At 44.2% G+C, this 25,596-nt stretch carries 22 protein-coding genes and 3 pseudogenes; 16 read left to right on the forward strand and 9 right to left on the reverse strand.

Annotated elements, in window-relative coordinates; translation table 11 throughout:
- Both QT994_RS04760 and QT994_RS04765 read left to right on the forward strand, forming a co-directional pair.
- A pseudogene (locus QT994_RS04760) lies at nucleotides 1–460 on the forward strand (ISKra4 family transposase); the annotation flags it as partial.
- A gap of 28 nt (nucleotides 461–488) precedes the next feature.
- A pseudogene (locus tag QT994_RS04765) lies at nucleotides 489–812 on the forward strand (transposase); the annotation flags it as partial.
- Nucleotides 813–831: 19 nt separating this feature from the next.
- Here the strand turns inward: QT994_RS04765 and QT994_RS04770 are convergent.
- Nucleotides 832–1,011 (reverse strand): annotated as a pseudogene (locus QT994_RS04770) (hypothetical protein); the annotation flags it as partial.
- A 450-nt stretch (nucleotides 1,012–1,461) separates the two neighbouring features.
- Nucleotides 1,462–2,247 (reverse strand): PspA/IM30 family protein, encoded by a 786-nt coding sequence (locus QT994_RS04775; protein WP_006635936.1) that lies wholly within the window; start codon nucleotides 2,245–2,247, stop codon nucleotides 1,462–1,464.
- A 98-nt stretch (nucleotides 2,248–2,345) separates the two neighbouring features.
- On the opposite strand from QT994_RS04775, the gene QT994_RS04780 reads away from it, so the two are divergent.
- Entirely contained in the window at nucleotides 2,346–2,495 is a 150-nt protein-coding gene (locus QT994_RS04780) for a hypothetical protein (protein ID WP_333172197.1), read from the forward strand.
- Nucleotides 2,496–2,548: 53 nt separating this feature from the next.
- Here QT994_RS04780 and QT994_RS04785 read toward each other — a convergent pair whose 3' ends face one another.
- The 3 genes from QT994_RS04785 to QT994_RS04795 form a co-directional block, all read right to left on the reverse strand.
- Nucleotides 2,549–3,253 carry a PspA/IM30 family protein gene (locus tag QT994_RS04785; protein WP_190663798.1) on the reverse strand — a complete coding sequence of 235 codons (705 nt, stop codon included), beginning with the start codon at nucleotides 3,251–3,253 and terminating at the stop codon, nucleotides 2,549–2,551.
- A 268-nt stretch (nucleotides 3,254–3,521) separates the two neighbouring features.
- Complete coding sequence (locus tag QT994_RS04790) at nucleotides 3,522–4,748, reverse strand: SPOR domain-containing protein (RefSeq protein WP_333172199.1); 1,227 nt, start codon at nucleotides 4,746–4,748, stop codon at nucleotides 3,522–3,524.
- A 60-nt stretch (nucleotides 4,749–4,808) separates the two neighbouring features.
- Entirely contained in the window at nucleotides 4,809–6,023 is a 1,215-nt protein-coding gene (locus QT994_RS04795) for a transposase (protein WP_333172201.1), read from the reverse strand.
- 578 nt (nucleotides 6,024–6,601) lie between these two features.
- Here QT994_RS04795 and QT994_RS04800 point away from each other — a divergent pair.
- A complete protein-coding gene (locus QT994_RS04800; RefSeq protein WP_333048717.1) occupies nucleotides 6,602–6,904 on the forward strand; it encodes a hypothetical protein in 303 nt (100 codons plus the stop codon).
- 223 nt (nucleotides 6,905–7,127) lie between these two features.
- Here QT994_RS04800 and menB read toward each other — a convergent pair whose 3' ends face one another.
- Both menB and QT994_RS04810 read right to left on the reverse strand, forming a co-directional pair.
- Nucleotides 7,128–7,961 (reverse strand): 1,4-dihydroxy-2-naphthoyl-CoA synthase, encoded by an 834-nt coding sequence (gene menB, locus QT994_RS04805; protein WP_333172203.1) that lies wholly within the window; start codon nucleotides 7,959–7,961, stop codon nucleotides 7,128–7,130.
- A gap of 306 nt (nucleotides 7,962–8,267) precedes the next feature.
- Complete coding sequence (locus tag QT994_RS04810) at nucleotides 8,268–8,864, reverse strand: TerB family tellurite resistance protein (RefSeq protein WP_333172205.1); 597 nt, start codon at nucleotides 8,862–8,864, stop codon at nucleotides 8,268–8,270.
- 75 nt (nucleotides 8,865–8,939) lie between these two features.
- On the opposite strand from QT994_RS04810, the gene tadA reads away from it, so the two are divergent.
- The 3 genes from tadA to QT994_RS04825 all read left to right on the forward strand — a co-directional run bounded on the left by tadA (nucleotide 8,940) and on the right by QT994_RS04825 (nucleotide 10,976).
- Nucleotides 8,940–9,440, forward strand: a complete 501-nt coding sequence (tadA, locus tag QT994_RS04815) for a tRNA adenosine(34) deaminase TadA (protein ID WP_333048720.1) — start codon at nucleotides 8,940–8,942, stop codon at nucleotides 9,438–9,440.
- A 282-nt stretch (nucleotides 9,441–9,722) separates the two neighbouring features.
- Nucleotides 9,723–10,451 carry a lysophospholipid acyltransferase family protein gene (locus tag QT994_RS04820; protein ID WP_333172207.1) on the forward strand — a complete coding sequence of 243 codons (729 nt, stop codon included), beginning with the start codon at nucleotides 9,723–9,725 and terminating at the stop codon, nucleotides 10,449–10,451.
- 156 nt (nucleotides 10,452–10,607) lie between these two features.
- Nucleotides 10,608–10,976: a hypothetical protein gene (locus QT994_RS04825; RefSeq protein ID WP_445243870.1), complete on the forward strand. Its 369-nt coding sequence runs from the start codon at nucleotides 10,608–10,610 to the stop codon at nucleotides 10,974–10,976.
- 169 nt (nucleotides 10,977–11,145) lie between these two features.
- On the opposite strand, the gene QT994_RS04830 is transcribed toward QT994_RS04825, so the two are convergent.
- Nucleotides 11,146–11,910, reverse strand: coding sequence for an ABC transporter ATP-binding protein (locus QT994_RS04830; RefSeq protein ID WP_333048723.1), 765 nt, complete (start codon nucleotides 11,908–11,910; stop codon nucleotides 11,146–11,148).
- Nucleotides 11,911–12,296: 386 nt separating this feature from the next.
- Nucleotides 12,297–15,620: a HEAT repeat domain-containing protein gene (locus QT994_RS04835; protein WP_333172212.1), complete on the reverse strand. Its 3,324-nt coding sequence runs from the start codon at nucleotides 15,618–15,620 to the stop codon at nucleotides 12,297–12,299.
- 527 nt (nucleotides 15,621–16,147) lie between these two features.
- Between QT994_RS04835 and gor the strand changes: the two genes are divergently transcribed.
- The 9 genes from gor (at nucleotide 16,148) to QT994_RS04880 (ending at nucleotide 25,586) form a co-directional block, all read left to right on the forward strand.
- The gene (gene gor, locus QT994_RS04840) at nucleotides 16,148–17,491 is read left to right on the forward strand and encodes a glutathione-disulfide reductase (RefSeq protein ID WP_333172214.1); all 1,344 of its coding nucleotides are present in this window, start codon (nucleotides 16,148–16,150) and stop codon (nucleotides 17,489–17,491) included.
- Nucleotides 17,492–17,652: 161 nt separating this feature from the next.
- Entirely contained in the window at nucleotides 17,653–18,189 is a 537-nt protein-coding gene (locus QT994_RS04845) for an opioid growth factor receptor-related protein (protein ID WP_333172216.1), read from the forward strand.
- 59 nt (nucleotides 18,190–18,248) lie between these two features.
- On the forward strand, nucleotides 18,249–19,211 hold the full coding sequence (locus tag QT994_RS04850; protein ID WP_333172218.1) for a MoxR family ATPase: 963 nt from the start codon (nucleotides 18,249–18,251) through the stop codon (nucleotides 19,209–19,211).
- A 144-nt stretch (nucleotides 19,212–19,355) separates the two neighbouring features.
- Nucleotides 19,356–20,567, forward strand: coding sequence for a DUF58 domain-containing protein (locus QT994_RS04855; RefSeq protein WP_333172220.1), 1,212 nt, complete (start codon nucleotides 19,356–19,358; stop codon nucleotides 20,565–20,567).
- Between the two features lie 233 nt (nucleotides 20,568–20,800).
- Nucleotides 20,801–22,618 (forward strand): transglutaminase domain-containing protein, encoded by a 1,818-nt coding sequence (locus QT994_RS04860; protein ID WP_333172222.1) that lies wholly within the window; start codon nucleotides 20,801–20,803, stop codon nucleotides 22,616–22,618.
- 385 nt (nucleotides 22,619–23,003) lie between these two features.
- Nucleotides 23,004–23,594: a sigma-70 family RNA polymerase sigma factor gene (locus QT994_RS04865; protein WP_333172224.1), complete on the forward strand. Its 591-nt coding sequence runs from the start codon at nucleotides 23,004–23,006 to the stop codon at nucleotides 23,592–23,594.
- Nucleotides 23,591–24,037: a hypothetical protein gene (locus tag QT994_RS04870; RefSeq protein ID WP_333048730.1), complete on the forward strand. Its 447-nt coding sequence runs from the start codon at nucleotides 23,591–23,593 to the stop codon at nucleotides 24,035–24,037. The genes QT994_RS04865 and QT994_RS04870 overlap by 4 nt, the downstream gene beginning before the upstream one ends.
- A 19-nt stretch (nucleotides 24,038–24,056) precedes the next feature.
- Nucleotides 24,057–24,542 carry a Spy/CpxP family protein refolding chaperone gene (locus QT994_RS04875; protein WP_333172226.1) on the forward strand — a complete coding sequence of 162 codons (486 nt, stop codon included), beginning with the start codon at nucleotides 24,057–24,059 and terminating at the stop codon, nucleotides 24,540–24,542.
- Nucleotides 24,543–24,896: 354 nt separating this feature from the next.
- Nucleotides 24,897–25,586 carry a YqiA/YcfP family alpha/beta fold hydrolase gene (locus QT994_RS04880; RefSeq protein ID WP_333172228.1) on the forward strand — a complete coding sequence of 230 codons (690 nt, stop codon included), beginning with the start codon at nucleotides 24,897–24,899 and terminating at the stop codon, nucleotides 25,584–25,586.
- Nucleotides 25,587–25,596 lie beyond the last annotated feature (10 nt).

Consider the following 25,596-nt stretch of genomic DNA (forward strand, 5'->3'; position numbering starts at 1 on the left):
AAAATTACTACATCCTATGTATTGCCTAGGAGATGGTCATGCGGGAATTTGGAAAATATTTCAAGAAATAGGAGATACTGAACAAAGACAAGAAATCTTAGATTGGTATCATCTGAAAGAAAATCTTTACAAGGTAGGAGGTTCGCTAAAACGTTTAAAACTAGCAGAAAATATGTTGTGGCAAGGTAAAATAGATGAAGTTATCAATCTATTGAAAGAGAGGAAAAAAAAAGGATTTAAAACATTTTGTAACTATTTAGAGACCCATCGCTGCCGAATAGTCAACTACCAATACTATAAAGAAGAGTCCATAAGTTCGATAGGTTCGGGAACAGTTGAATCAATTATTAAACGAATTGGGTTCAGGGTGAAAATATCAGGAGCGCAATGGAAAATTGAGAGCGTTCCCTCTATCCTTTCTCTTCGCTGTGCTTATCTCAACGGTCAACTTTCAATTTGATGTATTTGCCAAAGTGAGATGCACCCGTAATCAAGCCTCAGAATTTGCTGAAAAAGGAGCGAAAATAGTGATTATTCTTGATAATGCTAGTTTTCATAAGAAAGAAGAGTACCTGAAAATAATTGAAACAGAAATGCCTAATCTTCATTTAGAATTCCTCCCCGAATACAGCCCAGACTATAACTTAGCTGAATTAGTATGGCATTCGACAAAAGAATATATTGCCAATCGACTTTTTACATCTATTGAAGAACTAGAGTATTTATTGCACCGCCTCTTAAATGAAGGGCAATTAATAATTAAATGGGGTCGCAAAATCAAAAATAAGGGTAATGCTTGTATCACAGTTTAAATGTGCAACAGCTTACCCTGATCATTAATGGTAGTGTCAGAATCCTATCTCTTAAATTTAGTTGGCGATAAAAAGTTTTTTGAGCAGCCATTGCTGGAATTAATAAATCTTCCAAATGATTCGCAATCGCTTCATTTTCTATTTGGGGACTATTTTTTTTCTTTGCATGATCTCGGTTAATTCTTTTTTTGCTACTCATAACTGGTTCAACTATGGCTCAACTGCTTGCCCCGTAAAGGTTTCATCCTATTTTACCTTGTTTGGTCTACCCCCTTGACAATTTGCACTTTTTCTTAACTTGTCACAAATGATTTCATGGCTTTATGCCTCCCAATTTAAAACTATTAAATTTGTCTAAATATCTGCGGAATGTGGGTTTAAACACTTCATTCCTTAAGTCAATATAAAGATGGTTGACAAAAGCCATTCTTTGTGTATACAAAAATAACTAAAAAAACTCCGACCTCCCAAGCTAGCCCTGTAGGTCGGCGGATCATTCTACAGCAGATTCGACGTTTATGAAGTACCCCGCCTATCGTTCTATCCCCGTAGGGACACGGCGAAAGCCTTTGTCCCTACACTTCATCAACCTGGAATACGCTGTATCAAACCTGCGATCTGAGAAATAGGTAAATTTTGATAGAGATTACTACATTTTATTGAGCTGCGATCGCAATTCTTCCAACTCAGCGTCAATCACCGGGCTCGACTCCGAGCTACTAGCTGCTGCCGTTTTACCCGCAGCCGGCAATTGACCTTGAGACACAGAACCTCCGGTCAGTTGAGCTTTCATCTGAGCCAACTCGTCGTCAACATCACCGCCGCTTTCGAGCAAGCGGAACTGTTCCTCTAAATTGCTGCCGCCGGCGGCCAATTCTGCCGAAGCCCCCGCGCGAGCTTCAATCTGCAAAACTTTTTCTTCCATGCGATCAAAAGCTGCCATTGAACTGCCAGTATTCAATGTGCCAATGGTATTGTTGAGCTGTTCCTGAGCCTTAGCAGCGGATATCCTCGCTTTGAGCATATCCTTTTTCGTCTTAGCTTCGGAAATTTTGCTCTCCAAACCGATCAAGTTGCGCTTGAGACTTTCCACCTGAGCCGATTGCTGATCCAGACTGGCTTTCAGCGTAGCCGCCGTTTCAGCGTGAGACTTTTTGCGAACCAGCGCTTCCCGCGCTAAAGTCTCGTCTCCTTTTTGCAGGGCTAGCTGAGCGCGCTGCTGCCACTGGTTAGACTGAGATTCAGCTTGATTGTACTGAGTCTGGGTGCGCTTTTGAGTAGCGATCGCGCTGGCAACGGCCTGACGCAACTGCACCAAGTCTTCCTGCATATCCGTAACGGACTGTTCTAAAATCTTTTCCGGGTCTTCAGCTTTATTTACCAGATCGTTAAGATTGGCTTTGACGACTCGGCTAATGCGGTCAAATAATCCCATAATGCTATTTTTCCTGGGTGAGGTGTACGAAGGTAGGCGGAAAGCAGGCTTGATAGCCCTAGCCCGCAGTTGTGAAATTCACTCTTGTCAGATTTTTAGTGAGATTTAGTTTTTGGCAATTTTTGCAGACAGATAAATCCAGTTTAAAGCGATCGAGTAATGTGATGCAGGCAAGCTTATTCATGCACCTATCTATTGAGTTTAACTTCGATCCGGGAATTCCCCAACAGGCTTCGAGCCATCTCTAGCTAGGCTGTTGAGAAGTTTTTGCACGTCCCGACTCTTGTTCTGCTGCTGGGGTTCAGGATGCGGGCGGCTCGCTAGACGGCAATTTGGGTGTATTCTTGCCCGGAAGCATTTGTGCTTTCATCGCCGCCAACTCAGTATCCACATCGTCGGCACCTTCGAGAGAGAGAAACTTCTTTTCTAAATCGTTAGTTCCGAGTTCTGCGATTGCTTCGGAGCGAGCTTCTAGCTGCATGACTTTCTCTTCCATCCGTTCAAACGCGCTCAAAGCGCTGCCGGTACTGAGATTGCCCATCATTTCTTGCAGCCTTTCCGACGATGCCGCCGATCGAGCTCGGGCAATGTACATATCTTTTTTAGATTTTGCCTCGGAAATTTTACTTTCGAGCGCCCGCATATTTTCTTTAAGTTTAGTCACAACAGCGTTCTGTTGTCCGAGACTGGCTTTCATCGCCGTTGCCGTTTCTTGATAAGATTTCTTGCGCGTCAGAGCTTCCCGCGCCAAATTTTCCTCGCCTTTTTGCAAAGCTAGCTGGGCCCGCTGATGCCATTCTGCTGCTGTAGACTCAGCTTGGGAGCACTGGCGTTCAGTGCGTTTTTGAGCTGCAATCGCCCCTGCCACAGCTTGTCTGAGCTGCACTAAATCTTCCTGCATATCCATTACAGCCTGTTCCAGAATTTTTTCTGGGTCTTCGGCCGCCCCGACCAAACTGTTAATATTGGCTCGAATCACTCGCCATAGGCGATCGAATAATCCCATTTTGCCCGTCTCCCGATTTTCAACTTTAGAATTAAGACAGAGAAATCAGAATTAACAATTAAAAATGAAAACTCCTCAATCGTATTTTTAATTTTTAATTGTGAAATTTTAATTCCCTCTAAGTTAGGTCGTCATGATTATTTTTAAGATGGGTAGGGCGCGAGCATTACCCATCAAAACTGAGCAAATGTTGGGTGAAGCGAAACGGAGGGTTCGTGCCTCGGCCCAACCTACTCCCCGATCATTAGTTTAATTGTCTTTGCCTAATTTATGGTTGATAGTATTGTGGCTTCACCCCTTTTTCTTGGAGTTCTTTCACCAAACGTTCTGCTGAGGCCGGATCGTTCAAGGCCCCCATTTGGATCTTGACACCCTTTGAGAAGTTCCGCACGTAGGCATCCGGAACTGCTCTTCTGGCTTGCTGGAGCGATTTTTCGTCGGTGTAATCGGTGACAACGTAATAGAAACCGTCGGCAGCCCGTGCAGGCCTTCCCAGCGGGGCTGCGGCGGCTGGGGATGCTGTCGCCGGGGATGCTGTCGCCGGGGATGTGGCTGCTGGCTGGGCTGGGGAGGGTGTTGGAGGCAGTGTCGGCAGTGTCGGCACAGGCTGCGCGGCGCTGGGGCTGGGAGTGGGAAGCAAAGCCGTGCTCAGATTGTTGAGTCCTTGTTCCCTGCCTCTGGCCGGGTTGCCGTCTTCTGTAGGAATCGGCACAGCCCCGCTGGGGCCCGGAGGCGCTGGCGGAGTTGGCGGGATTGATGCTTTTGGTGACGGGGAAGGAATCGGGCTGACTGTCGGCTTAACATTGCTGAGAGTGCTCAAATCTAGCTCGACAAATTCCTTGGATACCAGATTTGGAGCTTTCGGCAGTTCCTTGGTGCTGGTGTCTGAGGTGGAACTAGAGGCGGGACTGTCGCTTGGAGAGGGTGAGGTGCGATCGAGCAAACGGTTCAGGCCAGCCATCTTAACTAGATTTGACGGGTACATGACTGCGTAGCCCAAAGCTGTGCACGACAGCAAAAACAACAGCATCGAACTCAGTCCCAAGGGAGTTAACAAACTGGCGGCTAAACTGCGTTCGACCGCAGGCTCAGCTTTTGACTCGTCCAAACTTTCGATCAGTTTTTCGCTTGATTCGAGATAATTGTTGGGTGCAAAGGCACTGCTAGATAGTTTTGTGCCACCCCTGGTAGTTGCTAGCGGGGCATCACCCTGAGTGCCGGCAAGGGATAGGGGCAGCGATAGCGGCTGCTGAGTTTCCTCTGGAGTCTCCGCCGCCAAATTTTGGGCTAGCTGTTGCTCGGTTGTGGCTGTTTGCTTGCCGGTACGAACTGAGGGCGACACCCACTGTTCGGCGCGCCTCCTGTGCCTTCTGTATGTGGTCAGTTCTGCTTCTAGGTTTACATCTAGACTCCCCAGGACTGCTTGCAAAGCAGGCTTGATTGGGGTTGAAGAGGATTGATGATTTGGGGATTCAACCGAAGAACGCTTACTCATTAGCAAAACTCCTACCGCCTCTGAATTAATTTTAATGTTTTGATTTTGACACTCCCGGGCCTAAAGGCGTGGGGATTCTTGCTTCGCAGGGATTCCAATGAATTTACCCTCGGCAAGCATCTTGACCGTATGTCCTACGGCTGCAAGTCCTCGCTTGAGAACTACTTGTGCGGCTGCGACATCTCTGTCGGTTGTATAGCCGCAATTGTGACACGAGTGAGTGAGTTCTGATAACTCTTTTTTGCCTGTTTCGTTAAGGCAATTGGGACAGATTTGGCTAGTCTTTTTAGCATCTACTTTCTGGAAATACACACCGCGCTTAAAGCAAGTTTGCTCCAATATGTTGAAGAATTGCCCAAACCCAGCATCTAAGCAGTGCTTACCTAACATCCCCGCTTTCAGTCCGACCAGATTAAGGTCTTCGACAAACACCATACCCGCGTCATCACAGATTTGATGTGACAACTTGCGATGCCAATCTTTTCGGCAGTTTGCCACGTATTCATGCAGCAAGGCGACTTTTTTCTGAGCCTTTTTCCAATTATTTGACCCGATTTTTTTTCTAGTAACGCGCTGTTGCAGCAATTTAAGCTTGCATTCGGCGTCAGCAAAAAACCTCGTTCTTTTAATTAAAAGCCCGTTAGAAGTTGCAATCAAATTAGTCAACCCTACATCAATTCCTACGGGATTGCCATGAGGAATGATATCGGGAATTGAGACATCCCATTGCAAAGTCAAAATTATATACCAGCCACTAGACCGTCTAACGACGCGAGCTTGTTTGACGATTGCGCCCTGGGGGATGGGACGCGACTGACAAAATTTTATTGAGCCAATTAAAGGCAATTTAAAGCGGTTGCCTTGATGGAAAGTTGTACCCAACTGTGGGAAACTCAAAGACCTCAAAGCCCCCTGTTTTTTGAACCGAGGAAACCCGTGATTTTGCTCCCACATACTGACGAAAGCTTTTTCCAATCTCCGCAGCGTTTGTTGCAACACCTGAGCGTTGACTCGCTGCAATGCGGGGCTGGTCTTCCTATATGCTGTTAAAGCCTTGCACTGACTTGAATATGTCGGTCTAGCTACCTCAGCAGGAATAATATACTCGGAGTGAATGGAGCAAGAGTTGATCTGACATTTGCGTGAGTTGTACCAGTCTTTGCGTTCTCTTAGGGCATAGTTGTACACCTTGCGGCACTGTTCTAGCCAATCTTCAAAAACTGCTATTTGTGTTGCTGTGGGCTTCAACTTAAATTCAAACGTCAAATTAAACACTTGCTTCACCTCCTTGACTTAGCATACAGCAAGTCTACAAATCGTCTAAGGATTTCTTAGAGCCAATTAAAGTCGCCCGCTTATGGTCGAGGCTCTCACCCCAAAATTTTGGTAGATATAAACAAGAAGCTTGAAAAATTGCCTATTTTATGATTAGCTACTTTTGGCGTCAATGCAACAGGGGCCCGATCGCCTGCTGTCGATCGCCTGCAGCTATTTTTCATTTTCATTTGAAAACTTAATTATTGCTGTTTCCCGGAGGCTAGTTAGCGACACTCTCAGCCACTTTTTGTATCCTGAGCTACCACTTATTTGTGACCTCTCATACTCCTTGGGCATTTGTACTTTTTCTTGATCCCTAACGCCTTTATAAACTTTTAACCTGTGTTTTTACCTATACAATGAGCAAGCACCGAGCTAATTGTTTCTATATATAACGAGATTATAAATAAATTATAAAATTTATTTATGCTTTGGGGATCGCTACAACCCTGACAGCATAAAGGTTGGGATGCTCTAAAACCAGCTAGCTCTACAAAGGAGAATTAGAGATGAAAATGATTTCCCTAAGAACTTTTATGCAAACCTCATTAACTTCACCTTTAACTTCAGCTTGTGGTCACTGCCGTCACTATACGCCTGAGGGCAGACGCGGAGGTGTTTGCGCTCTACTAAGCGGGCCGGTTCAAAGTCACTGGAAAGCTTGTGCTTTAGCGGTTTCGCCTTTTAGGTCATCTTGGGAAAAGATAGAAGAAATTGGACTGTGGCAAGAATCGACTCTGACGCTGCAGGATGCCACCGTCACTCTTTCCGAGCGCTATGCCTGCCAGCTTACAGGCACAACGTTAACCGAAAAATCGGCAGCAGCAGTCTCAGTTTAGTTAGTCGGCAGCAGGATAGCTAATACCATTTTCGATTTTAGATTGGGAAATCACTGATCATTATCATGGTTTGGATCTGACAAAGCAGTTTCATTCTTTTTGGGAACTGGCATCAATACTGACACTTTTGGACGATCGGGTGCATTTGGGTTTACTAACTCATAAAAATCAGCAGCATCTACTTTAATATGAGCGCATAAAAAAAACTGATTTCTCCATACAGCTATGGCAGCCAAGGATATTGACTAAAATCAGGTTGCCGTTTTTCCAAAAAGGCTTGTTTGCCTTCGGCGCCTTCCTCGGTCATATAGTACAGCAAAGTGGCATTTCCTGCCAGTTCTTGCAGACCGGCTTGACCGTCGCAGTCGGCATTAAAAGCGGATTTCAAACAGCGAATCGCGATCGGACTTTTTTCTAAAATTTCAAGAGCCCACTGAATGCCTTCTAGTTCGAGTTGTTCGACGGGCACGACGCAGTTGACTAAACCCATTTCTAGGGCTTGCTGCGCGCTGTACTGGCGACACAAAAACCAAATTTCTCTGGCTTTTTTCTGGCCGACGACTCTGGCGAGATAGCTAGCTCCGAAACCACCGTCGAAACTGCCTACTTTGGGGCCGGTCTGTCCGAAAATAGCATTGTCAGCAGCGATCGTCAAGTCGCAAATTAAGTGCAGAACGTGACCCCCTCCAATTGCGTAACCTGCAACTAAAGCAATTACAACTTTGGGCATAGATCGAATCAACTTCTGCAAGTCGAGCACGTTCAACCGGGGTATGCCACCTTCGTCTACATATCCCGCCGAACCCCGTACGCTTTGGTCGCCGCCGGCGCAAAAGGCGTATTTGCCGTCTGTATGAGGCCCTGCACCGGTGAAAAGGACAACGCCGATTTTTGTGTCTTCGCGGGCATCAGTAAAGGCATCGCACAGTTCCAGCACGGTTTTGGGACGGAAAGCGTTCCGTTTGTGAGGTCGATTGATGGTAATTTTGGCGGTGCCGCCGCTTTTGTGATAGAGAATGTCTTCGTAGGTTTTGGCGGTTTGCCATTCAATTTGCATAATCAATCAATTTTAGATTTGAGACCAAGCTGGGTCTATCAAGGCAGCGACAAGTCGCTTTTAGATTTTAGATTGATTCGGTTCAATGGGATACAAAGGTCGATCGACTCTTGCAAAAAAAATAAAGCGGGACTTAGGCTGAAACCTGGTTTTTGATCAACATATGCCGTGCAACGCTCTTGGTAGGGGTTAAACAACCCGGTTTTTGAGGGTAAGAGCGCCCAATTTCCCTCTCAATTGGAAACAGCGTCAAATCCTCGAACTCCTCTCACTACTTTGACTGCCCCAAAATTTATATGCGCTGGATTATTGGCGGAGTAAAATACTCAGCAAGTGCTTTGCTGCTTTGCCAAATACCGGATCGCGGGACTCGAATTCGCTGGGATCGAGTAAAGCTTTAACTTCGGCAAAAGCTTCTGAGTCGAGGGTTCCTTCTTTAGTAAATAAAGTGTCTATGACTGCAATGTGTCTGGAGTCGAGGCCGAGCCGATTTGCGATCGACTGTAAGTACATTTGCTCCCGCATATCGATGTGTCCGTCTGCCGCTGACATTTCGTAGCCGGAACCGATGAGCAAGAGCTTTTCTGATTCTGAGAACAAAGCTGTCAGGGTTAGCAATTCCGTGGGGTTGAAGTAAACCTGCTGTTTGGAGATTCCTTTGACAAGGCGCTGAATTAGTTCTACCCGATCGCGGTCGCCACTGGCAAAGGCTTTGAGAGTCTTTTGCAACCGTTCTTCTTCTTCAACTGCGATCGTCCTGTCAATAATCATCACTCCGCGCAGGATGGAAATTAGAGCCGTCAGAAACACTACCAAAGGAGTGATATCTTGTTCGCGCAGCTTCTGTCGGCTAATGCGGCACAACAGCTCAACAATTTCAGTGGTAATCGTAGTGGTGTCCATAATTAAAGACTCTCGATTAAGCTGTAATGTAACTTTATTTATCGATCTTAAGTTTTTCTGTTACTTAGGTATGACGTGAATTGTAAAGCTGAGCCGTTGTCTATTAGTGATACTACTTATTTTATTCACAAACGCTGGATGACTAGGGCTGTGGAACTGGCGCAAGCAGCCGGTGATGCCGGTGAAGTACCCGTGGGTGCTGCAATTGTTGACGGTACTGGCAAATTGATTGCCGAAGCGCAAAATCGGCGAGAGCGAGATTGCGATCCGACTGCTCACGCTGAAATCTTGGCTTTGCGGGCTGCCGGCAAAGTTTTGCAAGACTGGCATCTTAACCAATGCACGCTCTACGTAACGCTGGAACCTTGCCCGATGTGCGCTGGTGCGATCGTCCAAGCTCGGATTGGTCTGCTGGTATACGGAGCAGATGACCCGAAAACTGGCACGATTCGGACTGCGGCTAATATTCCAGATAGCGCGCATTCGTGTCACCGCTTAGAGGTGCTTGGCGGTATTATGGAGTCTGTTTGCCGCGATCAGTTGCTTTCTTGGTTTGAAGCACGCCGGAAAATTTAACAGGTAAAATTTTTTACTTTCTTCGGGGCGATGTTTAATCGAAATTGACCTTTAACTGGAATAATAGATCCGTAATTGCCCGCTCAAGCTTTCGAGGCGGCCGACTGCTCTGCATTAGTGCTGTCCGGTTGGCTGAGGTTTTACCTGTTAGAGATTATCTCTTGCGGGCGCGATCGCTCGATCGGCACAAGGCCAATAGCAAAAGTGTCCCGATCTAAAAACTAAAGATTTGGCCAACACCTTACTTTAGACTTTAGATCTCGATAAAGCAGCTTAATTGCTATGCCCCACACCGCCACGATCGCCGTTGAGTCCAGTAAATCATCTCTAGTGAAGCCAATGCCTGCCAAGGTAGCATCTAATACCTCTCGCGTTTCTCCTTGGTTAACCTCCTTGCTCTATCCGCTAGGTCACTATGTTGTCCTACCGTTTCATTTTGGCAAGATTGAGGTAACCGGACAGGAGCACTTGCCGAAAGATGGACCTGTCATCTTAGCCCCTACGCACCGATCCCGGTGGGATGCCCTGATGATGCCCTATTCAACGGGACAGAAGGTGACTGGACGCGATTTGCGGTTTATGGTAACTGCTGATGAGGTCAAAGGAGTGCAAGGTTGGTTCATCAGACATTTGGGGGGGTTTGCTGTCGATCTCAAGCATCCGGCAATTGGCAGTCTCCGTTATGGGGTGGAACTACTCCTCGACAAGGAAATGTTGGTGATTTTTCCCGAAGGCGGTATTTTTCAGGATGGCGAAGTTCATCCGATTAAGCCGGGATTGGCGCGTTTGGCAATGCAAGCAGAGTTGAGCAAACCGGGTTTGGGGGTGAAAATTGTACCGATGAGTATCCGCTATCGTCCGCGCATTCCTAAATGGGGTTCTCAGGTAAAAATTGCGATCGGTTCTCCGATTTGCGTGGCGGATTATGCCAATGGTGGCGGTGGTAAAAAAGAAGCACGATTGTTGACAGCCGAGCTCGAAATGGCTCTTAAAAAACTTGATGAAAGTTGAGAAGAAGGAAGAAGGAAGAAGGAAGGGGGAAGAAGGAAGGGGGAAGAAGGAAGAAGGAATTATGATATAATGTTTTAGGGTGCTCTGAAGAGATGCAGCACTTATTTGGCTGCTTTGTTATGTCTGTATTAAGTGTGAGCATTAATGGGTTGTGCTTTGAACTTTAAGCCTGGTCAAATTGTCAGTTTAGAATGTGGAGATGCGTGCCTGCATTCCGAGGTAATCCAAGTGGTTGAGGCACGTCAAGTTTGTTGGGTGCGCCCTTTGATGTTAGTTGTATCGGCGTCGGGGAAGGATTTATCGGCGCAATGGTCGGAAGAATACACTTTATCCGATTTGCGAGATGGTGCTGATTTGCTGTGGCCGCGGAGTTTGTTTCGGGCGGCTTTAGATACAGAGGTAATTTCGCTGTTGACTCAGTTGCAGTCTCTGGACTCTGAGAAAAAAGATGGGGCGATCGCATCTCGGCAACTTAGAGATTTTGTCGATCGAGTTTGGGAAACTTTTCCGAGTGCTTTTCATTAATCACATATCTGGCGTTTTGTCTATTAGTCCGCCAGGGGTTGAAAACCCCTGCCTAATAGCTAAAGCCCTCGCTATGAGGACTGATACCCTCTTGATTTTTTAGTCCGCGCAGGCGGACTTCGTTTCTTTAGAAGCGATTTCAATCGCCGAATTTTCACCGAAATTTATACTAAAATACTGCGTGTGAAAGCTCTTCGGGGTTGAGATTATTGTGAATAACTTGACCGTCGCGGAACCAGACAACGCGGCGAGTTTGGCGCGCCACTTCGGGTTCGTGCGTTACCATAACAACAGTCATCCCGCTTTCGTTGAATTCGGTAAAAATATCCATTACTTCTTGAGTAGTTTTTGTATCCAATGCACCTGTAGGTTCGTCAGCCAGCAACAACACGGGACGGTTGACAATAGCCCTGGCAATGGCTACGCGCTGCTGCTGTCCTCCTGATAGTTGATTCGGTCTGTTTTGCAGACGACTTTCCAGGCCTACTTTTGTTAAAGCATCTACTCCCCGTTCGCGTCTTTCCGCTGCGGGAATGCCGGCATATACCATCGGTAACATGACATTTTCTAATGCTGTCAATTGAGGCAACAGGTGAAATTGTTGGAAGACAAAACCTAATTTTAAATTGCGAATTCCGGCTAATTCTTCTTCTGGCATTTGGGCGACATCTACGCCGTCTAAGTAGTAACTGCCGCTCGTAGGTCGATCGAGACAGCCGATAATATTCATAGCTGTAGATTTGCCGGAACCCGATGCGCCCATAATCGAGCAATATTCTCCTTGTCTTACCGTCAAGCTGACGCCGTTTAAGGCGCGAACTTCCAGGTCGCCAATCCCGTAAACTTTTGTTACCTCTTCCAGACCGACAACAACGGGCTTTGAGAGGACTTGCGGGTCGAGGTCTTGGTATGTATCGGTTTGTAGTTCAGGCATTTTTTTTCTGTGCGATCGACACAACTAACTACTAAGTTAACACTTCTTATCGGTTTTGGCGGCTGGAGTGGCGATCGTTTGGACGCTAATTGACGAGATATAAAAAAACTAAATCTTTAACGACGTGTTTGTGAGTTGTTTGATGAGAGTCATCTGATGTTCTAGCACTAGATAGTTATCTATTTTGGTTTTTCCAGCGCGGGTCAAGCCTTGATTATTGTGGGCATAAATTAGGTCGGTGATATGCTCTTTTGCTTCCTCCGAGAGTTGAAAGTTAATAAGGCTGTGGGAAGTATGGTCGTCGCCAAAAAATCAACTATTTCTGCATAAGCTTTGGGGATATTAGTAGCTACAATCATATTGTCTTTCTGCTTTTTGTGTTTGTATCACAGGTTCTCTAATTCGGTCAACTTTTCGTGGGCAAACTGCCAGACTTCTTCATCTGGATCGTTGGCAAATAGATGGCGAAGTATTTCTAAAGTTTGTGGGTAATCGGAGTATTGCTCGACCATGATTTCAAGTGCTACTTTTCTAGGATGATATTGGAAGCTATACTGACGTTCAAAAGGATGATTGATAGCAATATCGCATAACCCCTCAAATATCTCTGGTTCATATTTCCACCCATATGCTAGCTCTGTAAGTGCTAAAAATTTCACCCGGAAATCATCATCATATTGAGCGCGTTGTTTAAGGATAGATAAGGTTTCTGGGTCATTTTTCCACCCACGTGCTAATTCTAGTAATGCGGCAAATCGTACATCTGAATCATCGTCATATTGAGCGCATTGTTTGAGGATAGGTAAGATTTCCTGGTCATATTTCCACCCACGTGCTAATTTTTGGACTGCTACTTCTCGGACATCCGCATCATCATCATATTGAGCGCGTTGTTTGAGAATATCTAAGATTTCCTGGTCATCTCCCCACTCTCGTGCTAATTCTTGAAGTGCTGTTTCTCGGACATATGAACTATCATCATATTGAGCGTGTTGTTTGAGAATAGGTAAGGTTTCAGAGTCTTTTTTCCACCATCGTACTAATTCTTTAATTGCTGCACTTTGCACACTCTTACAACCACTAGATTGAGCTACTTGTTTGATAATAGGTAAGATTTCAGGGTCATCTTTCCATCCGTATGCTAATTCTTGGACTGCTAAACGTCGCACAAAGGAATCATCATAAGATTGAGCTATTTGTTTGAGAATGGGTAAAGTTTCCGGGTCATTTTTCCAGCCCCGTACTAATTCTTGGACTGCTGCCTGTCGCACGGCCCAATTGTCATCTTCAGATTGAGCCAGTTGTTTGAGGAGAGGTAAGGTTTCGGAATCATCTTTCCATCCCCTTGCTAATTCTTGGATCGCGGAATATCGCACACCCCAATTATCCTCATCAGATTCAGCCAGTTGTTTGAGCCAAAGTAAGGTTTTAGGGTCATCTTTCCACGTAAAGGCGATCGCACTTACTGCTTGAGTATGAATTTCTCTAACCAGTTCAATTTCTTTGCCATTTACATGAAGAGCTATGCTCTGCTCGCTGAGAACACACTTCGTTAAATCTTTTAAACGTTCAAGCAATTCACTATCAATCCCAGCAATATTTTTTCTATCTCTCACCTCGTTCAAACACTTTGCAGCCAAAAACAGGCTCTGGCAATTTTCAAATTCCTCAGACTGCTCAATCAAAAACTCAATCAATTTCCCTGTAAACCGTCCATCTATCAATCCCGCAATCAAGCACAAAACTTCCTGCCAAGATTCATCATCCCAGTGCGTGCCAAAAACTTCGGTTTTCAACTCATTTAAAGAAAGTTGGCGCGTTTTTTCAAATCGATATACAACCTCCGACGCACAGAAATATTCCAAAAAAGTTCGATGCACAAACCCATAAGTATCCGCACCCAAATAACATAAAATAAAGTTGCGAGTTCGCAGTTGGTTAATTATCAACTTTGCCCGCTCTTTGGGTCGATAGAAATCTTTATTCTTCAGATATGCTGTCAGGGTATTCTCCAAATCTTCCGCACTAATAATATTGCCAGCCAACCCTTCAGGTGCTGCTTGCATTTCGTAAGCGACTCGCCGCAGCATTTCTTGCTTATCTTTAGCATCAATAGTTTTCGGATCGAGCCTGCTATCTTCTACTAAAGACCTTTCCACATCCCATTGATAAAGCAATACCCGCGAAGCTTGATTGTAAAGTTCCGCCCTGTCTCTCGGCAATTCTTGACTTCGATTTAAAATCGCCATAATCGTCAACAATAACGGATTACCCGCTAAATCTCTAATCGTTGATGAATACGCTAATGCTCTTTCCATGCGATCGCGAATTCGCGCTTTTTCCCCAGCATCAGTAAAAGTTAATTCGTGCCAGCGGCGAACAAAATCCTGAATTTGTTCCGCGTTCAAATCTTGGAGAATAAAGTGATGAAACCTTGCATCTTGCAACCGTTGAGGTTTGTAACCAATAATCCGAGACGTGACAATCACCCGCACGCCGGGATACTCATTGGTAAACCGATGAATCGCCGTAATTACATCTTCTCGTTTCCCGGAATCGAAAATTTCATCTAACCCGTCGAACATCACCACAGCCTCGCCTGCTTTAAGCTGTTCCTGCAATTGATGCTGATTCAAGTGACAAATTGAACCGGGACTTTGATGGAAAAATTCGAGGAAGTTCTTGCAATCTCCTGATTCCCCGCTGCGAATGTAAGTCCGCAATTCTATTAGCAGCGGAATCGGCAGAGATGTCCCGCTATTTAAGGGCGATCGCGCCCAGTTTAATGCTAAATATTGTAACAGAGTAGACTTGCCAGAACCCGGATCGCCTAAAATAACAATGTAGGGATACTTTTGCTTGTCATTGATAACATCTAACACGGATACGATCGGCTGAGAAAAATAACCGCGCCGATATTTCTCTAAATTTTCTAGATCGATCGCGTCTAATTGATTGCTGTCTTGCAGCCGCCGTTGATGTTCTTTAGGAATTTCGTAAGCTTGAGGCAGAAATGATTCGTAAATCGATCGCACATCTTGGAAAATAAAGATTTGCCAAACCTTCAGCTTTTCCCGATAATCGTAGGTATTGGGATCGACGCTGCTTAAATTGAGATTGCTGTAACGCTCGCACAGAGCTTCTTGATATTGCCTCAAGTCAAAATCGGGGATAATCCCCGCCGTTTCTTGAGTATTTTTCTGAATGCTATCCAGATTTTGAGCATTCAAGATATCGCGCAAGTCTTTTGAGTCAAATAGAATTTCTTGAACTTCTGCCAGATACTGATTGGCGATGGTTTGCCACTTAAATCTTGGCGGTAAAGAAGTTAAATCTAGTTGAGTCCAGGTTTGTTCGAGAAGTTCTGCATCGAGAGATTCGCGATCGCTCTCAAAAGCCTTGCCCAAAATTTCCTTAACTGACTTGTTATTGATAAACTGTTTAACATCTTTAATATACCGCTTAATTTCCTCGGGGGGAAGTCCGGCTATTTTTAACTGCTGTTGCACCAACTCCAAAAACTTTTTGATCGCTTTGCCCGCTGCGACTTGTCGGGGGTCTTTTTCGCCTAAGAAGACGTTTTTCAGAGAATCTTTAAAAAAATCTTTAGCAAAATCCTTCGCGCCGTCTTTGATCAAGTCTTCTAAGATGGGTTGAACGAGAATGCCAACTCCTTGCGTCACTCCCCAGATCACAAGCCAATCGATCATAAAGCTAGCCCGAGAATTAATTTATGTTTATAATATAGCAATTATCAACGATTGATGAAATTATCAAAAACTGTAGGGTAATAATCTCCCGTGATTGGCCCGATAGGTTAGGGTAGTATCAGTTTTCTATCGCTGCCCTGCGATTAGCCCCGATCGCCCCTGATTGTTGCCCCCTACTACCCCTTAAAAATCGGGAAGAGCATCAAAGTTGCGCTTTTTTACAGGGATTTACGGGAGTTCGACTCGGCTATAACGAGCGATCGACAATTAGCTCTTTTATTCTTGGCTGCGGCTCGAAAATAGTTACATTTTTATATGTTTCTTGTCGATCGCTTGTGTTATAATCTAATAATGGAAGTGTGAGTAATTTTAAAATTAACGTATAATATCCTATTATTTAATAATACCATATCAATCGCAAACAGTAAAGTAGTGGCTCCCCAAAAAAAACAAAATTTTTTTGAGATATCATTAAGAAAAGTAAAGCGTAAAATTGGTAAGTGGGCGATAAGAAGGTACAGACAATTATGACATACGACTACGACTTGTTTGTGATAGGTGCGGGTTCCGGCGGATTGGCGAGTTCCAAGCGAGCAGCATCCTACGGCGCAAAAGTGGCGATCGCCGAAAATGACTTAGTAGGCGGAACCTGCGTAATTCGCGGCTGTGTCCCCAAAAAACTCATGGTGTACGCCTCAACATTTTCGCACCTTTACGAAGATGCGGTGGGCTACGGTTGGAGTCCAGTAGAAAGCAGTTTCGATTGGGAAAAACTCGTCACCACGGTAGACACAGAAGTGCGGCGGCTGAGCAAACTGCATATCAGCTTCCTCGAAAAAGCCGGAGTCGAATTAATCTCAGGATACGCGAAATTTATTGACCCCCACACCGTCGAAGTTGGCGACAAAAAATTTACCGCAGCCAAAATCTTAGTTGCAGTCGGCGGAGAAGCGCAAAGAGTCCCAATTGTCGGCATCGAACACGCGATTACCTCTCGCGAAATCTTCCTACTAAAAGAGCAGCCAAAACGGTTGGCAATTTGGGGAGGAGGCTACATCGGCGTCGAATTTGCTTGCATTATGAACGGCTTGGGAAGCCAAGTAACTCAAATCATCCGCCGTGACTTAATTTTGAACGAATTTGACACAGAAATTCGCACCAACGTGCAAGAAGGAATGATTAAGCACGGAATAAACATTTTGACCGAAAGCTCAATCAACCACATTGAGAAAACCCCAGAAGGCTTAAAATTAACTCTGTCTGGAACATCCGAAGGAACGCTAATAGTAGACGCGCTGTTGTGCGCTACCGGGCGTCAGCCTAATTTAGACAAATTGGGTTTAGAAAATGCGGGAGTAGAAACAGATAAAGGTGCGATCGCAGTTACCAAAGACAGCCGCACCAGTCAGCCGCACATTTTTGCAGTGGGAGATTGCACCAACCGCATCAATTTAACGCCAATTGCGATCGCCGAAGGACGGGCTTTTGCAGATACTGAATTTGGCAACAATCCGAGAGCAATCAGTTACGAAAATGTCCCGTCAGCGGTATTTTCTCAGCCGGAAGCAGGTACAGTGGGCTTAAACGAAGTGCAGGCTAGAGCAAAGTTCCCCGACTCAATTAAGTGCTACACAGCCAAGTTTAGGCCGATGTTTCACGCTTTGACCGGTGCAGATGAGAAAACTTTTGTCAAGTTAATAGTTGAGACTAATACTGACAGAGTTTTGGGCGTGCACATGGTTGGGAAAGACGCGGGCGAGATTATTCAAGGAATGGCGATCGCTGTTAATATGGGAGCTACGAAGAAAGACTTCGACGCGACTATTGGCATTCACCCATCGACTGCTGAAGAGTTTGTTACTTTGCGGTAAAGCCCGCGAAGCCGCCAGGGGTTTAAACCCCTGGCGAAGCAGCCTAAATTCGCTTAAAATTCAGATATTGCACCATTTTCCAGAACAGACAGGATGCCTGTTCCACAGAAAAATTAAATTTTATTGTGGGGTGGGCATCCTGCCCGCCCGTGAAGAAACTAATGAGTGATTCAACCAAACAAAACAAAATTTTAGCATTCTACCTCGGTCAGCAGCCTGATTCACAAGGTCGGGCGATCGAGGATATTTGGTCGTGGGATTACCAGAAGCTGGAATCCGTGCACAATTACATTCAATGGCTGTTTCCCCTGAGAGAAAAGAGTCGCTTTAATTCCAGTGCTCCGACTTTAAATGATGAGGTGATTCAAGCTTTTAGAACCAGTGAAGAGTTGAGAAATCGCTTAGTCAAATCTCTAAAAGTCATGCTGGCATTTTACGGGATGGAATGCCGCGAAGGGGAAAACGCAGAAATTGTAATTGCAAAATCCGATGAATATTTGTCAAGAAAAAGAGAGTGGATTGAACACTTTAATCACAACTACCTGCGGCTGACTAGAATTCTCACAAGTTTGACAGAGTTGGGATTAAAGAATTACGCTTTAGCTCTTTTCAAATGTTTAGATGATATCTATAACGAAAACAAAGAAAGTATTGGTTTAAAAACTTATACTTATTGGAAAAATGCTGTAAATAGTTAAATCGATCGGCACAAGCCAATCAGCGGGACAGTAACCGAACGCTACGAACACAATAAATAATGGATAAAGCAATTACAGAAAATCACGCTCAGTCGGGCAGAGAAATTTATCAAAGGATTTCCAACAACATTCAAAAAGTGGTGAAAGGGCAATCAGCAGCAATCAGGAAATTGCTGTCAGCCTTTGTAAGTGGCGGGCACGTCCTCCTAGAAGATTATCCCGGTACAGGTAAAACTACCCTAGCTAAAGCCCTAGCCTTATCTGTCGATGTCACCTTTAAACGCATCCAATTTACACCTGACCTTTTGCCATCCGATATCTTGGGCATATCCATGCTCGACCCCAATCAACGCACGTTCCATTTCCACGAAGGGCCTATTTTTGCTAATATTGTCTTGGCTGACGAAATCAATCGGTCATCACCGCGAACCCAATCCGCCCTCCTAGAAGCAATGGCAGAATTTCAAGTCAGCATTGACGGAAATTTGCACAAACTTAAAGACCCATTTTTTGTTATTGCTACTCAAAATCCAGTAGAATCTCGTGGCACTTATCCACTTCCTGAAGCCCAAATGGATCGCTTTGCCGTTCAATTTAGTCTAGGATACATCTCGCCCGAAGACGAAGTTAACCTGCTCGGAGACCAAATCCATCAACATCCTATTGATACACTTCAAACCTGCGTTAATTTAGAGGATATCATTAGCTTAAAACAGCAGGTAAAGCAAGTTAGAATTAGTGAAGAATTGAAACGTTACCTCGTAGATATCGTCAATGCAACTCGCTCAGCCGAAGGCGTACAACTAGGAGCGAGTCCCAGAGCTTCCATAGCTTTAATGAAAGTTGCTCAAGCATTAGCTTTGTTCGATGGCTATGAGTTTGTTACGCCAGAACATATTCAAGAACAGGCGGTATCAGTCATCGCTCATCGCCTAGTAATGGAACCTCAAGCGCGTTTTTCTGGTAGAATGGCTCCAGGTGTTGTGGAAGAAATTATCAAATCTATTCCTGTACCAGCCTAAAAAATGAAACGTTTTTTCTACGCTATTTTTCGCTTCGGTGCGCGTGTAAATCGATCGCGAAAGAAGCGATTGACCAATAACGGGTTAGCAGTGTTTAGCTGCACGCTTTTAGCGGGAATTTTAGGATTAGATACTAATCAGACTGTGACTTATCAAATTTTTACTTTCCTGTTGTCAATTATAGGAATAGCCATAATTTTTAGTAAGTTTTTTCGCTTCCGCTTCAATGTAGTACGGTTCTTACCAAAGTTTGCAACTGTTGGAGTCACTTTAAAATACCGTATTCTCATTCATAACAAAACTAGCCAGAGTCAAAATAGCTTAAAATTGTGGGAAAATTTTGCCGACACATACCCAAGCTTTCAAGAATTTATAGAAACACCTGAACCCGGTGAAGAAAAGCGCACTTCATTGGATAAATACTTCGGGTATTATCGTTGGCTGTGGCTGATTTATAGAAAACAATGCGCCACAGCTAAAGCCATAGAATTGCCTGCTCTTCCACCCAATAGCCAAACAGAAGTGGTAGGTGAAATTACGCCATCCTGCAGAGGCGTTGTCCGCCTCAGTGGTCTAACAGTTACTCAGTCTGATCCTTTTGGGATTTGGAATGCTTGTAAAACAATTTCCTTGCCCCAATCTATGTTAATTTTACCCAAACTATATCATTTACCACCAATTCAGCTTCCTGGCTCAAGAAGATATCAATCAGGTGGCGTAACATTAGCTTCATCCGTAGGAGATTCGGAAGAATTTAGGTCTCTGCGGGATTATCGATCGGGAGATCCGCTACGCAAAATTCACTGGAAAAGTTGGGCAAAAGCAGGTAAGCCAATGGTCAAAGAAGAACAGGATGAATTTTTTGTGAGGCACGCCCTAATTTTGGATACATTTCAAAGTGTAAAATATAGTGAAATTTTAGAAGAAGCAATTTCAATTGCTGCTTCATTATCCTATGAAGTTCAGACTCAAGAATCCTTATTGGATTTGATGTTCGTCGTTCAAGAGGCTTATTGTTTTACCTTTGGCAGAGGGCTGAACTCTACTGATAAAATGCTAGAAATTCTCGCCTCCGTCGGTGCCTGTCAGGATAAAGATTTTGACTCGCTCACCTCAGTTTTGAAGGAGAAAATCTCTCTGCTAAGCGGTTGCATTTGTATATTTTTGTGTTGGGACGCACCTAGAAAAAGATTAGTAGATTATCTGAGAAGTCGCGGTATCCATACCTTAGTTTTAATTTTAACAGAGCGAGACGCTCAATTAGATATCTTAAATTTAGAGTTGATTAAAGATGACTTAACAAGCTGCCATATTTTAAAGCTCGGTCAAATACAAGAGGAGTTAATGAAATTATGAAAATGCCAGTGTTTCTTTTGGGTGTTAGTGTAATTTTTTGGGGCTGGCAGACGGGACTATGGTTTTTTGCTTTGCCAATTGCTCTGATTTTAGAGGCAGCTAACTGGTTGCCTTATCGGTGGGATTTTTCAGCTAGTGATTTTAGGCGCATTGCTAATTTCTGCCTGATTTTTTTGTGCTGTTTGCTGGTTTATCTCCTGGTCGCCAACCGCTCTATTTACTTGATATATAATTTGTTGCAGTGGCTTCCTGGTGTATTGTTTCCACTGGTAGCTGCTCAGGTATATTCTCTCAAGGAAAGTCTGGATATACGCCTAATGTTTTTGTGGCTAAACAAGGCCACAAAAAAAGCACCAGTTAACCCCTTCATGGTGAATCTAAATTATCCATATTTTATCTGTTGTCTGCTATCCGCTAGTGCGTCGGATAGTAGAGAAATCTCTTTTTATGCTGGGATATTTGCTTTAACCGCTATTGCTTTGTGGTCTGTGAGACCGAAAAATGTTTCATTTATTCTCTGGCTTGGTCTGATGTTAATTGCTGGCAGTATAGGATTTATAGGACAGATGGGCCTGCACCAACTTCACCTGGCCGTAGAACAGCAAGCAATCTCATGGCTTAGTAATGGGGATTCTCAAGAAACAGATTTTTTGAAAAAACAAACCAACATCGGGTCAGTGGGATTATTAAAACAGTCAAATGAAATTATTTTTAGAGTTGCTGCTGAAGCTAAACAAACTCCTCCCCGACTGCTAAGAGAAGCCACTTATAATCGCTACCACTCTTCACTTTGGCTCGCCTTAAATCCTAACTTTGTTCCCGTACAACCAAAGATTAATGGCACAACTTGGGATTTAGGCGACCCACTACCGAATCCATCAACGATTACTATTTCGGCTACACTCCCAGGCAACCAAGGTTTATTAAAGCTGCCAGATGGAACTTTTAAAATTGACGCCTTGCCTGTCAGTCAGATGGAAAAGAATAAATATGGCACAATTAAAGTAGTGGGAAAAGTTGATATGCTGGCTTATCGAAGCTACTTTAATAATAATTATTCTGTAGATAGCTCGCCTACAGCAGACGACCTGCAAATACCAAAATCAGAAATGGCTGCACTGAATAAAATCCTCAGTCAAATGGATACTCAAGGAAAATCGCCACCAGAAATATTAGATAAAATAGACTCTTTTTTCCAAAAAAAATTCGTTTATTCACTGAAGCTTAGGGGCAAAGATAATGATGCTACGCCTCTATCAGCATTTTTACTGCACACTCGCTCTGGACATTGTGAATATTTTGCTACCGCTGCGACACTTCTCCTGAGAAAACTTGGTATTCCAGCCCGTTATGCTGTTGGATATTCTGTTCACGAATTTAGTTCTTTGGAGAACCAATATATTGTAAGAAGTCGCCATGCTCATGCCTGGACTTTGGCTTATATTGCGGGAAAATGGCAAGCTTTTGATCCTACGCCTTCTGATTGGGAAAGCATGGAGGATGCTGCGGCTCCCCGAGGGGCATTTATCTCTGATTTATGGTCGCTATTGAGTTACAAAATTTTGCTGGGGCTGCGATATTTAGCAGGTAGCAATGGATTGAAGTATGGGGGACTCATCCTGCTGGCAGCATTAATATTTTTTCGGATTCGTCATCCTAATTTTAAGAAAGCTGTACGCATTTTATCTAACAAACAAAGATGGCTAAAGGCTATTTATAACAAAGATTCGTTGACTAAGAAATTGGAATTTTATTTAATCGAACAGGCGTTAAATGAGTCTGGATTGATTCGCCCTCCTTCCGAGTCTTTAAAAAATTGGATCGAGAGGTTACAAAAAGAAAAACAGGAATTATATTGTCTCGAAGAGTTAGCAGTGTTGCTCGATATTTATTATTGCGATCGCTTCGATCCAAAAGGAATTCAAGACGCACAAAAAGCTGAATTTAAATTGGCAATTCAATCCTGGATCGAGCAATATCGCAGGCAGGCGATCACCTCAAACTCTCAGGCAAACAAAAGCGGTAAGTCTACTATAGCTTTTCGCAGGTAGATGATGTACAGATTTAGATTTTAAAGTGGGGGATTGAGGATTTTCTAATGGATTCGTAAATTCCCCAATTATTCAATTATTCAATGTAAACTTGTACCTCACTTAATTCAGAACCGCTATACATAGCTTTTCTAAATCACTTGTAAAAGTAACGCTTCTGGGGCGAGTCAGAGCGTCCATTTTCTCAACCAAGGCTCGGACTCTGGATCTGGGTTCCCTGGCTTTACGCCTCGAAACCCGTTAATTACAGGAAAAATCAGGACACGGCACTGCCGTTTCCCTACCTGCGGCCTCGTCGAAAAAAAAATTTAAATCCTTTGAACCTTTTTCGCGATCGCCCTGTCTAAACACTTCAGATAACGAACTGGTGGGGGAGACTTCACAGGTGTTAGCTGTGTCAGCCAATGTTTTAACCGATGACTGTTCCGACTCGGACTTAGTTGCTCAATGTTTAAAGGGCGATCGCACTTGCTTTCGCTACCTTTACCAACGCTACCAACACAAAGTCAGGTCAACCCTTTACCAACTCTGCGGTCCCTCGCTTCTTGACGATTTAGCACAAGAAGTATTCCTGCGAGTCTGGAAAGGATTGCCCAAACTCAAGCACCAGGAAAACTTTTCTACTTGGCTTTATCGAATCACTTGGAATGTGGCTTCCGACCAAAGACAAGCTTTTGCTAAACAGCATTCTTTTGACTCCCAACTCAAAAATCAAGAAACAATGGATCGGGTTATTCTCAAAGATAACACATCCGACTTGATGCAGTTGCACTATCAAGATTTAGTGCAGCGGGGACTGGAGCAATTGAGCTTTGAACACCGCAGCGTTTTGGTGCTGCACGACTTAGAAGACATCCCACAAAAAGAAGTAGCCCAAATTTTGGGACTGCCTGCGGGAACCGTCAAATCTCGCGTGTTTTATGCCCGAAATGCTGTGCGGCAATTTTTGCAAAAAGAAGGTGTCAGCGAGCTATGAATAAGCCAAGCAGCGACCAAGAGTTAGTTAATTTCTTGAAGCAACATCGCCCCAATATTCCTGAAGCGGTACCCGATTTAGAGCAAAAAATTCTAGCAGCAATAGAAAGTAATCAGGGGAGTCTTTTGCATGAAACCCACCGCAAAAAAACGCGATTAAGTACGTCACCTAAGTCGGATGACAGATTAAAAATCTCCTCTGTTTCTAAGTGGGCTTTGTCGTCGGCCATTGCTGCTAGCCTGCTAGTTTTTTGGTCTGGCTACCGTCCGTTTGAGACTGCACGATTGCCCAATGACGAAACAGCTCAGTTAGAAGCATTTGTAGTCACGAACTGGGAGGGTGTACTCCGTGATTCTCCCCAAGAAAGTATGACCAATCGCCCGCAAACAGACTGGTTTAATTTCCCTGTTTCCGGTGACAACGAACCGTCAACAAATAACTAATCTCCTAGAGGTAATTTTCATGTCAATTCGTCGCATTTCTGCCCTAGCCATTTTAATGCTGACTCTCGGCAGCACAGCCGCAGCAACAGCAGTTCCCAATCCCCTAGAACCACAAACAATTGCCCAAAATCAGCGACCAAATCGACCTGCTGGCAAGGAAGGCGGGATGTTAGAGAAACTGAATTTAAGTGCCGACCAAAAGCAGAAAATGCAGGTTGTTCGCGATCAGTACAAAGACCAAGTTTCCCAGCGGATGCAAGCAGTCCGTCAAGCCAGACAAGAATTGGAAACGATGATGTCTGGCACGGCAAATGCCAGCGAAATACGCGAAAAACACCGTCAAATAATCGGATTGAGACAGCAGTTGGAAGAGGTGCAATTTGAAAGTACACTCGCAATGCGAGAAGTGCTCACGGCCGAACAGCGCAGCCAATTAGCTCAACTGATGCAGCAGCGCCGACAAACTGCTAAAAACCGGATGCAAAACGGTCAAAAACTGCAGTAATTGACGAGTAGTTTTGAGTAAATCGGAGGGTGCTCAGTACCCACCCTCCGATTGATGGTAAGCAGCTATAAATCCACTAAACACAGGCAGCGATAAACCCGGATTTTTTGTAATATATGCCATTGCTTAATTTCTTCGGCAAACCAGTCTAAAAGCGTAGCCATTTCAAGTAGAGGCGAGTGCTTTATTTTTTGTTATAAACCCTCTAACAGCACATAATTTAAATCCCTGCGAATCCTTAATCTTTGCCACATATCAGTATATAATTTCTGTGATTTAGTGTCTTAAGTTTTTTAGTTAATAACTCATATTAAGTTAAAATAATTAGTTAAACAGTCTCCTAAAAATTACTGGATGAATCTACAGAACGATTCGAGTTACGTTTATTTACACGGATTTGCTTCAAGTCCCGATTCCCTTAAGGGAAAATATTTCCGAGCTCGCTTTTCGTCCCTAGGAATTGACCTAAAAACTCCCGATCTCAATCAAAACGATTTTTCCGGCCTCACCCTCACCCGCCAGTTGCAGCAAATAGAAACAGAATTTCTGCAAACCCAATCCTCCCAATCGGCAGAAAAGGTAAAAGAATTAGGCGGAGTTACAATAATAGGGTCGAGTTTTGGGGGACTGACAGCGGCTTGGTTGGCCGATCGACAATTGTCAGTAAAACAAATAGTTTTGTTAGCACCGGCTTTTGACTTTCTCTGCCACTGGCTGCCACTGTTGGGACAGGAACAGTTAGAAAAGTGGCAGTCTGAGAAATATTTACCCGTTTACCACTACGGCGAACAGCGAGAGATGCCGTTGAATTATCAATTTTTGGCAGATATGGCTCAATACCCTGAACAAAAATTAATGCGTTCAGTGCCTACGTTAATTCTTCACGGCAAGCATGATACAATAATACCGATTCAAGCTAGCAGAAATTTTGCCGCTAACCGTCCCTGGGTGCAATTAATTGAATTAGAAGACGATCATTCTTTGGGAAATGTCCTAGCGGAAATGTGGGAAGCGATTCAAAAATTTTGCCAATTCAAAAATTAAAATTTGACCC

The organism is Microcoleus sp. S13_B4 (genome assembly GCF_036700885.1).
In the GTDB taxonomy this organism is placed as follows: domain Bacteria; phylum Cyanobacteriota; class Cyanobacteriia; order Cyanobacteriales; family Microcoleaceae; genus Microcoleus.

Bases quoted from the DNA above. Each gene is read 5' to 3' on its own strand.
- QT994_RS04875 (WP_333172226.1), top strand. From the start codon at position 24,057: ATGTCAATTCGTCGCATTTCTGCCCTAGCCATTTTAATGCTGACTCTC.
- QT994_RS04810 (WP_333172205.1), bottom strand. From the start codon at position 8,864: ATGGACACCACTACGATTACCACTGAAATTGTTGAGCTGTTGTGCCGC.
- QT994_RS04785 (WP_190663798.1), bottom strand. From the start codon at position 3,253: ATGGGATTATTCGATCGCCTATGGCGAGTGATTCGAGCCAATATTAAC.
- QT994_RS04775 (WP_006635936.1), bottom strand. From the start codon at position 2,247: ATGGGATTATTTGACCGCATTAGCCGAGTCGTCAAAGCCAATCTTAAC.
- QT994_RS04800 (WP_333048717.1), top strand. From the start codon at position 6,602: ATGCAAACCTCATTAACTTCACCTTTAACTTCAGCTTGTGGTCACTGC.
- QT994_RS04850 (WP_333172218.1), top strand. From the start codon at position 18,249: ATGGATAAAGCAATTACAGAAAATCACGCTCAGTCGGGCAGAGAAATT.
- QT994_RS04835 (WP_333172212.1), bottom strand. From the start codon at position 15,620: ATGATCGATTGGCTTGTGATCTGGGGAGTGACGCAAGGAGTTGGCATT.
- QT994_RS04830 (WP_333048723.1), bottom strand. From the start codon at position 11,910: ATGCCTGAACTACAAACCGATACATACCAAGACCTCGACCCGCAAGTC.
- QT994_RS04870 (WP_333048730.1), top strand. From the start codon at position 23,591: ATGAATAAGCCAAGCAGCGACCAAGAGTTAGTTAATTTCTTGAAGCAA.
- QT994_RS04820 (WP_333172207.1), top strand. From the start codon at position 9,723: ATGCCCCACACCGCCACGATCGCCGTTGAGTCCAGTAAATCATCTCTA.
- QT994_RS04790 (WP_333172199.1), bottom strand. From the start codon at position 4,748: ATGAGTAAGCGTTCTTCGGTTGAATCCCCAAATCATCAATCCTCTTCA.
- menB (WP_333172203.1), bottom strand. From the start codon at position 7,961: ATGCAAATTGAATGGCAAACCGCCAAAACCTACGAAGACATTCTCTAT.
- gor (WP_333172214.1), top strand. From the start codon at position 16,148: ATGACATACGACTACGACTTGTTTGTGATAGGTGCGGGTTCCGGCGGA.
- QT994_RS04845 (WP_333172216.1), top strand. From the start codon at position 17,653: ATGAGTGATTCAACCAAACAAAACAAAATTTTAGCATTCTACCTCGGT.
- QT994_RS04880 (WP_333172228.1), top strand. From the start codon at position 24,897: ATGAATCTACAGAACGATTCGAGTTACGTTTATTTACACGGATTTGCT.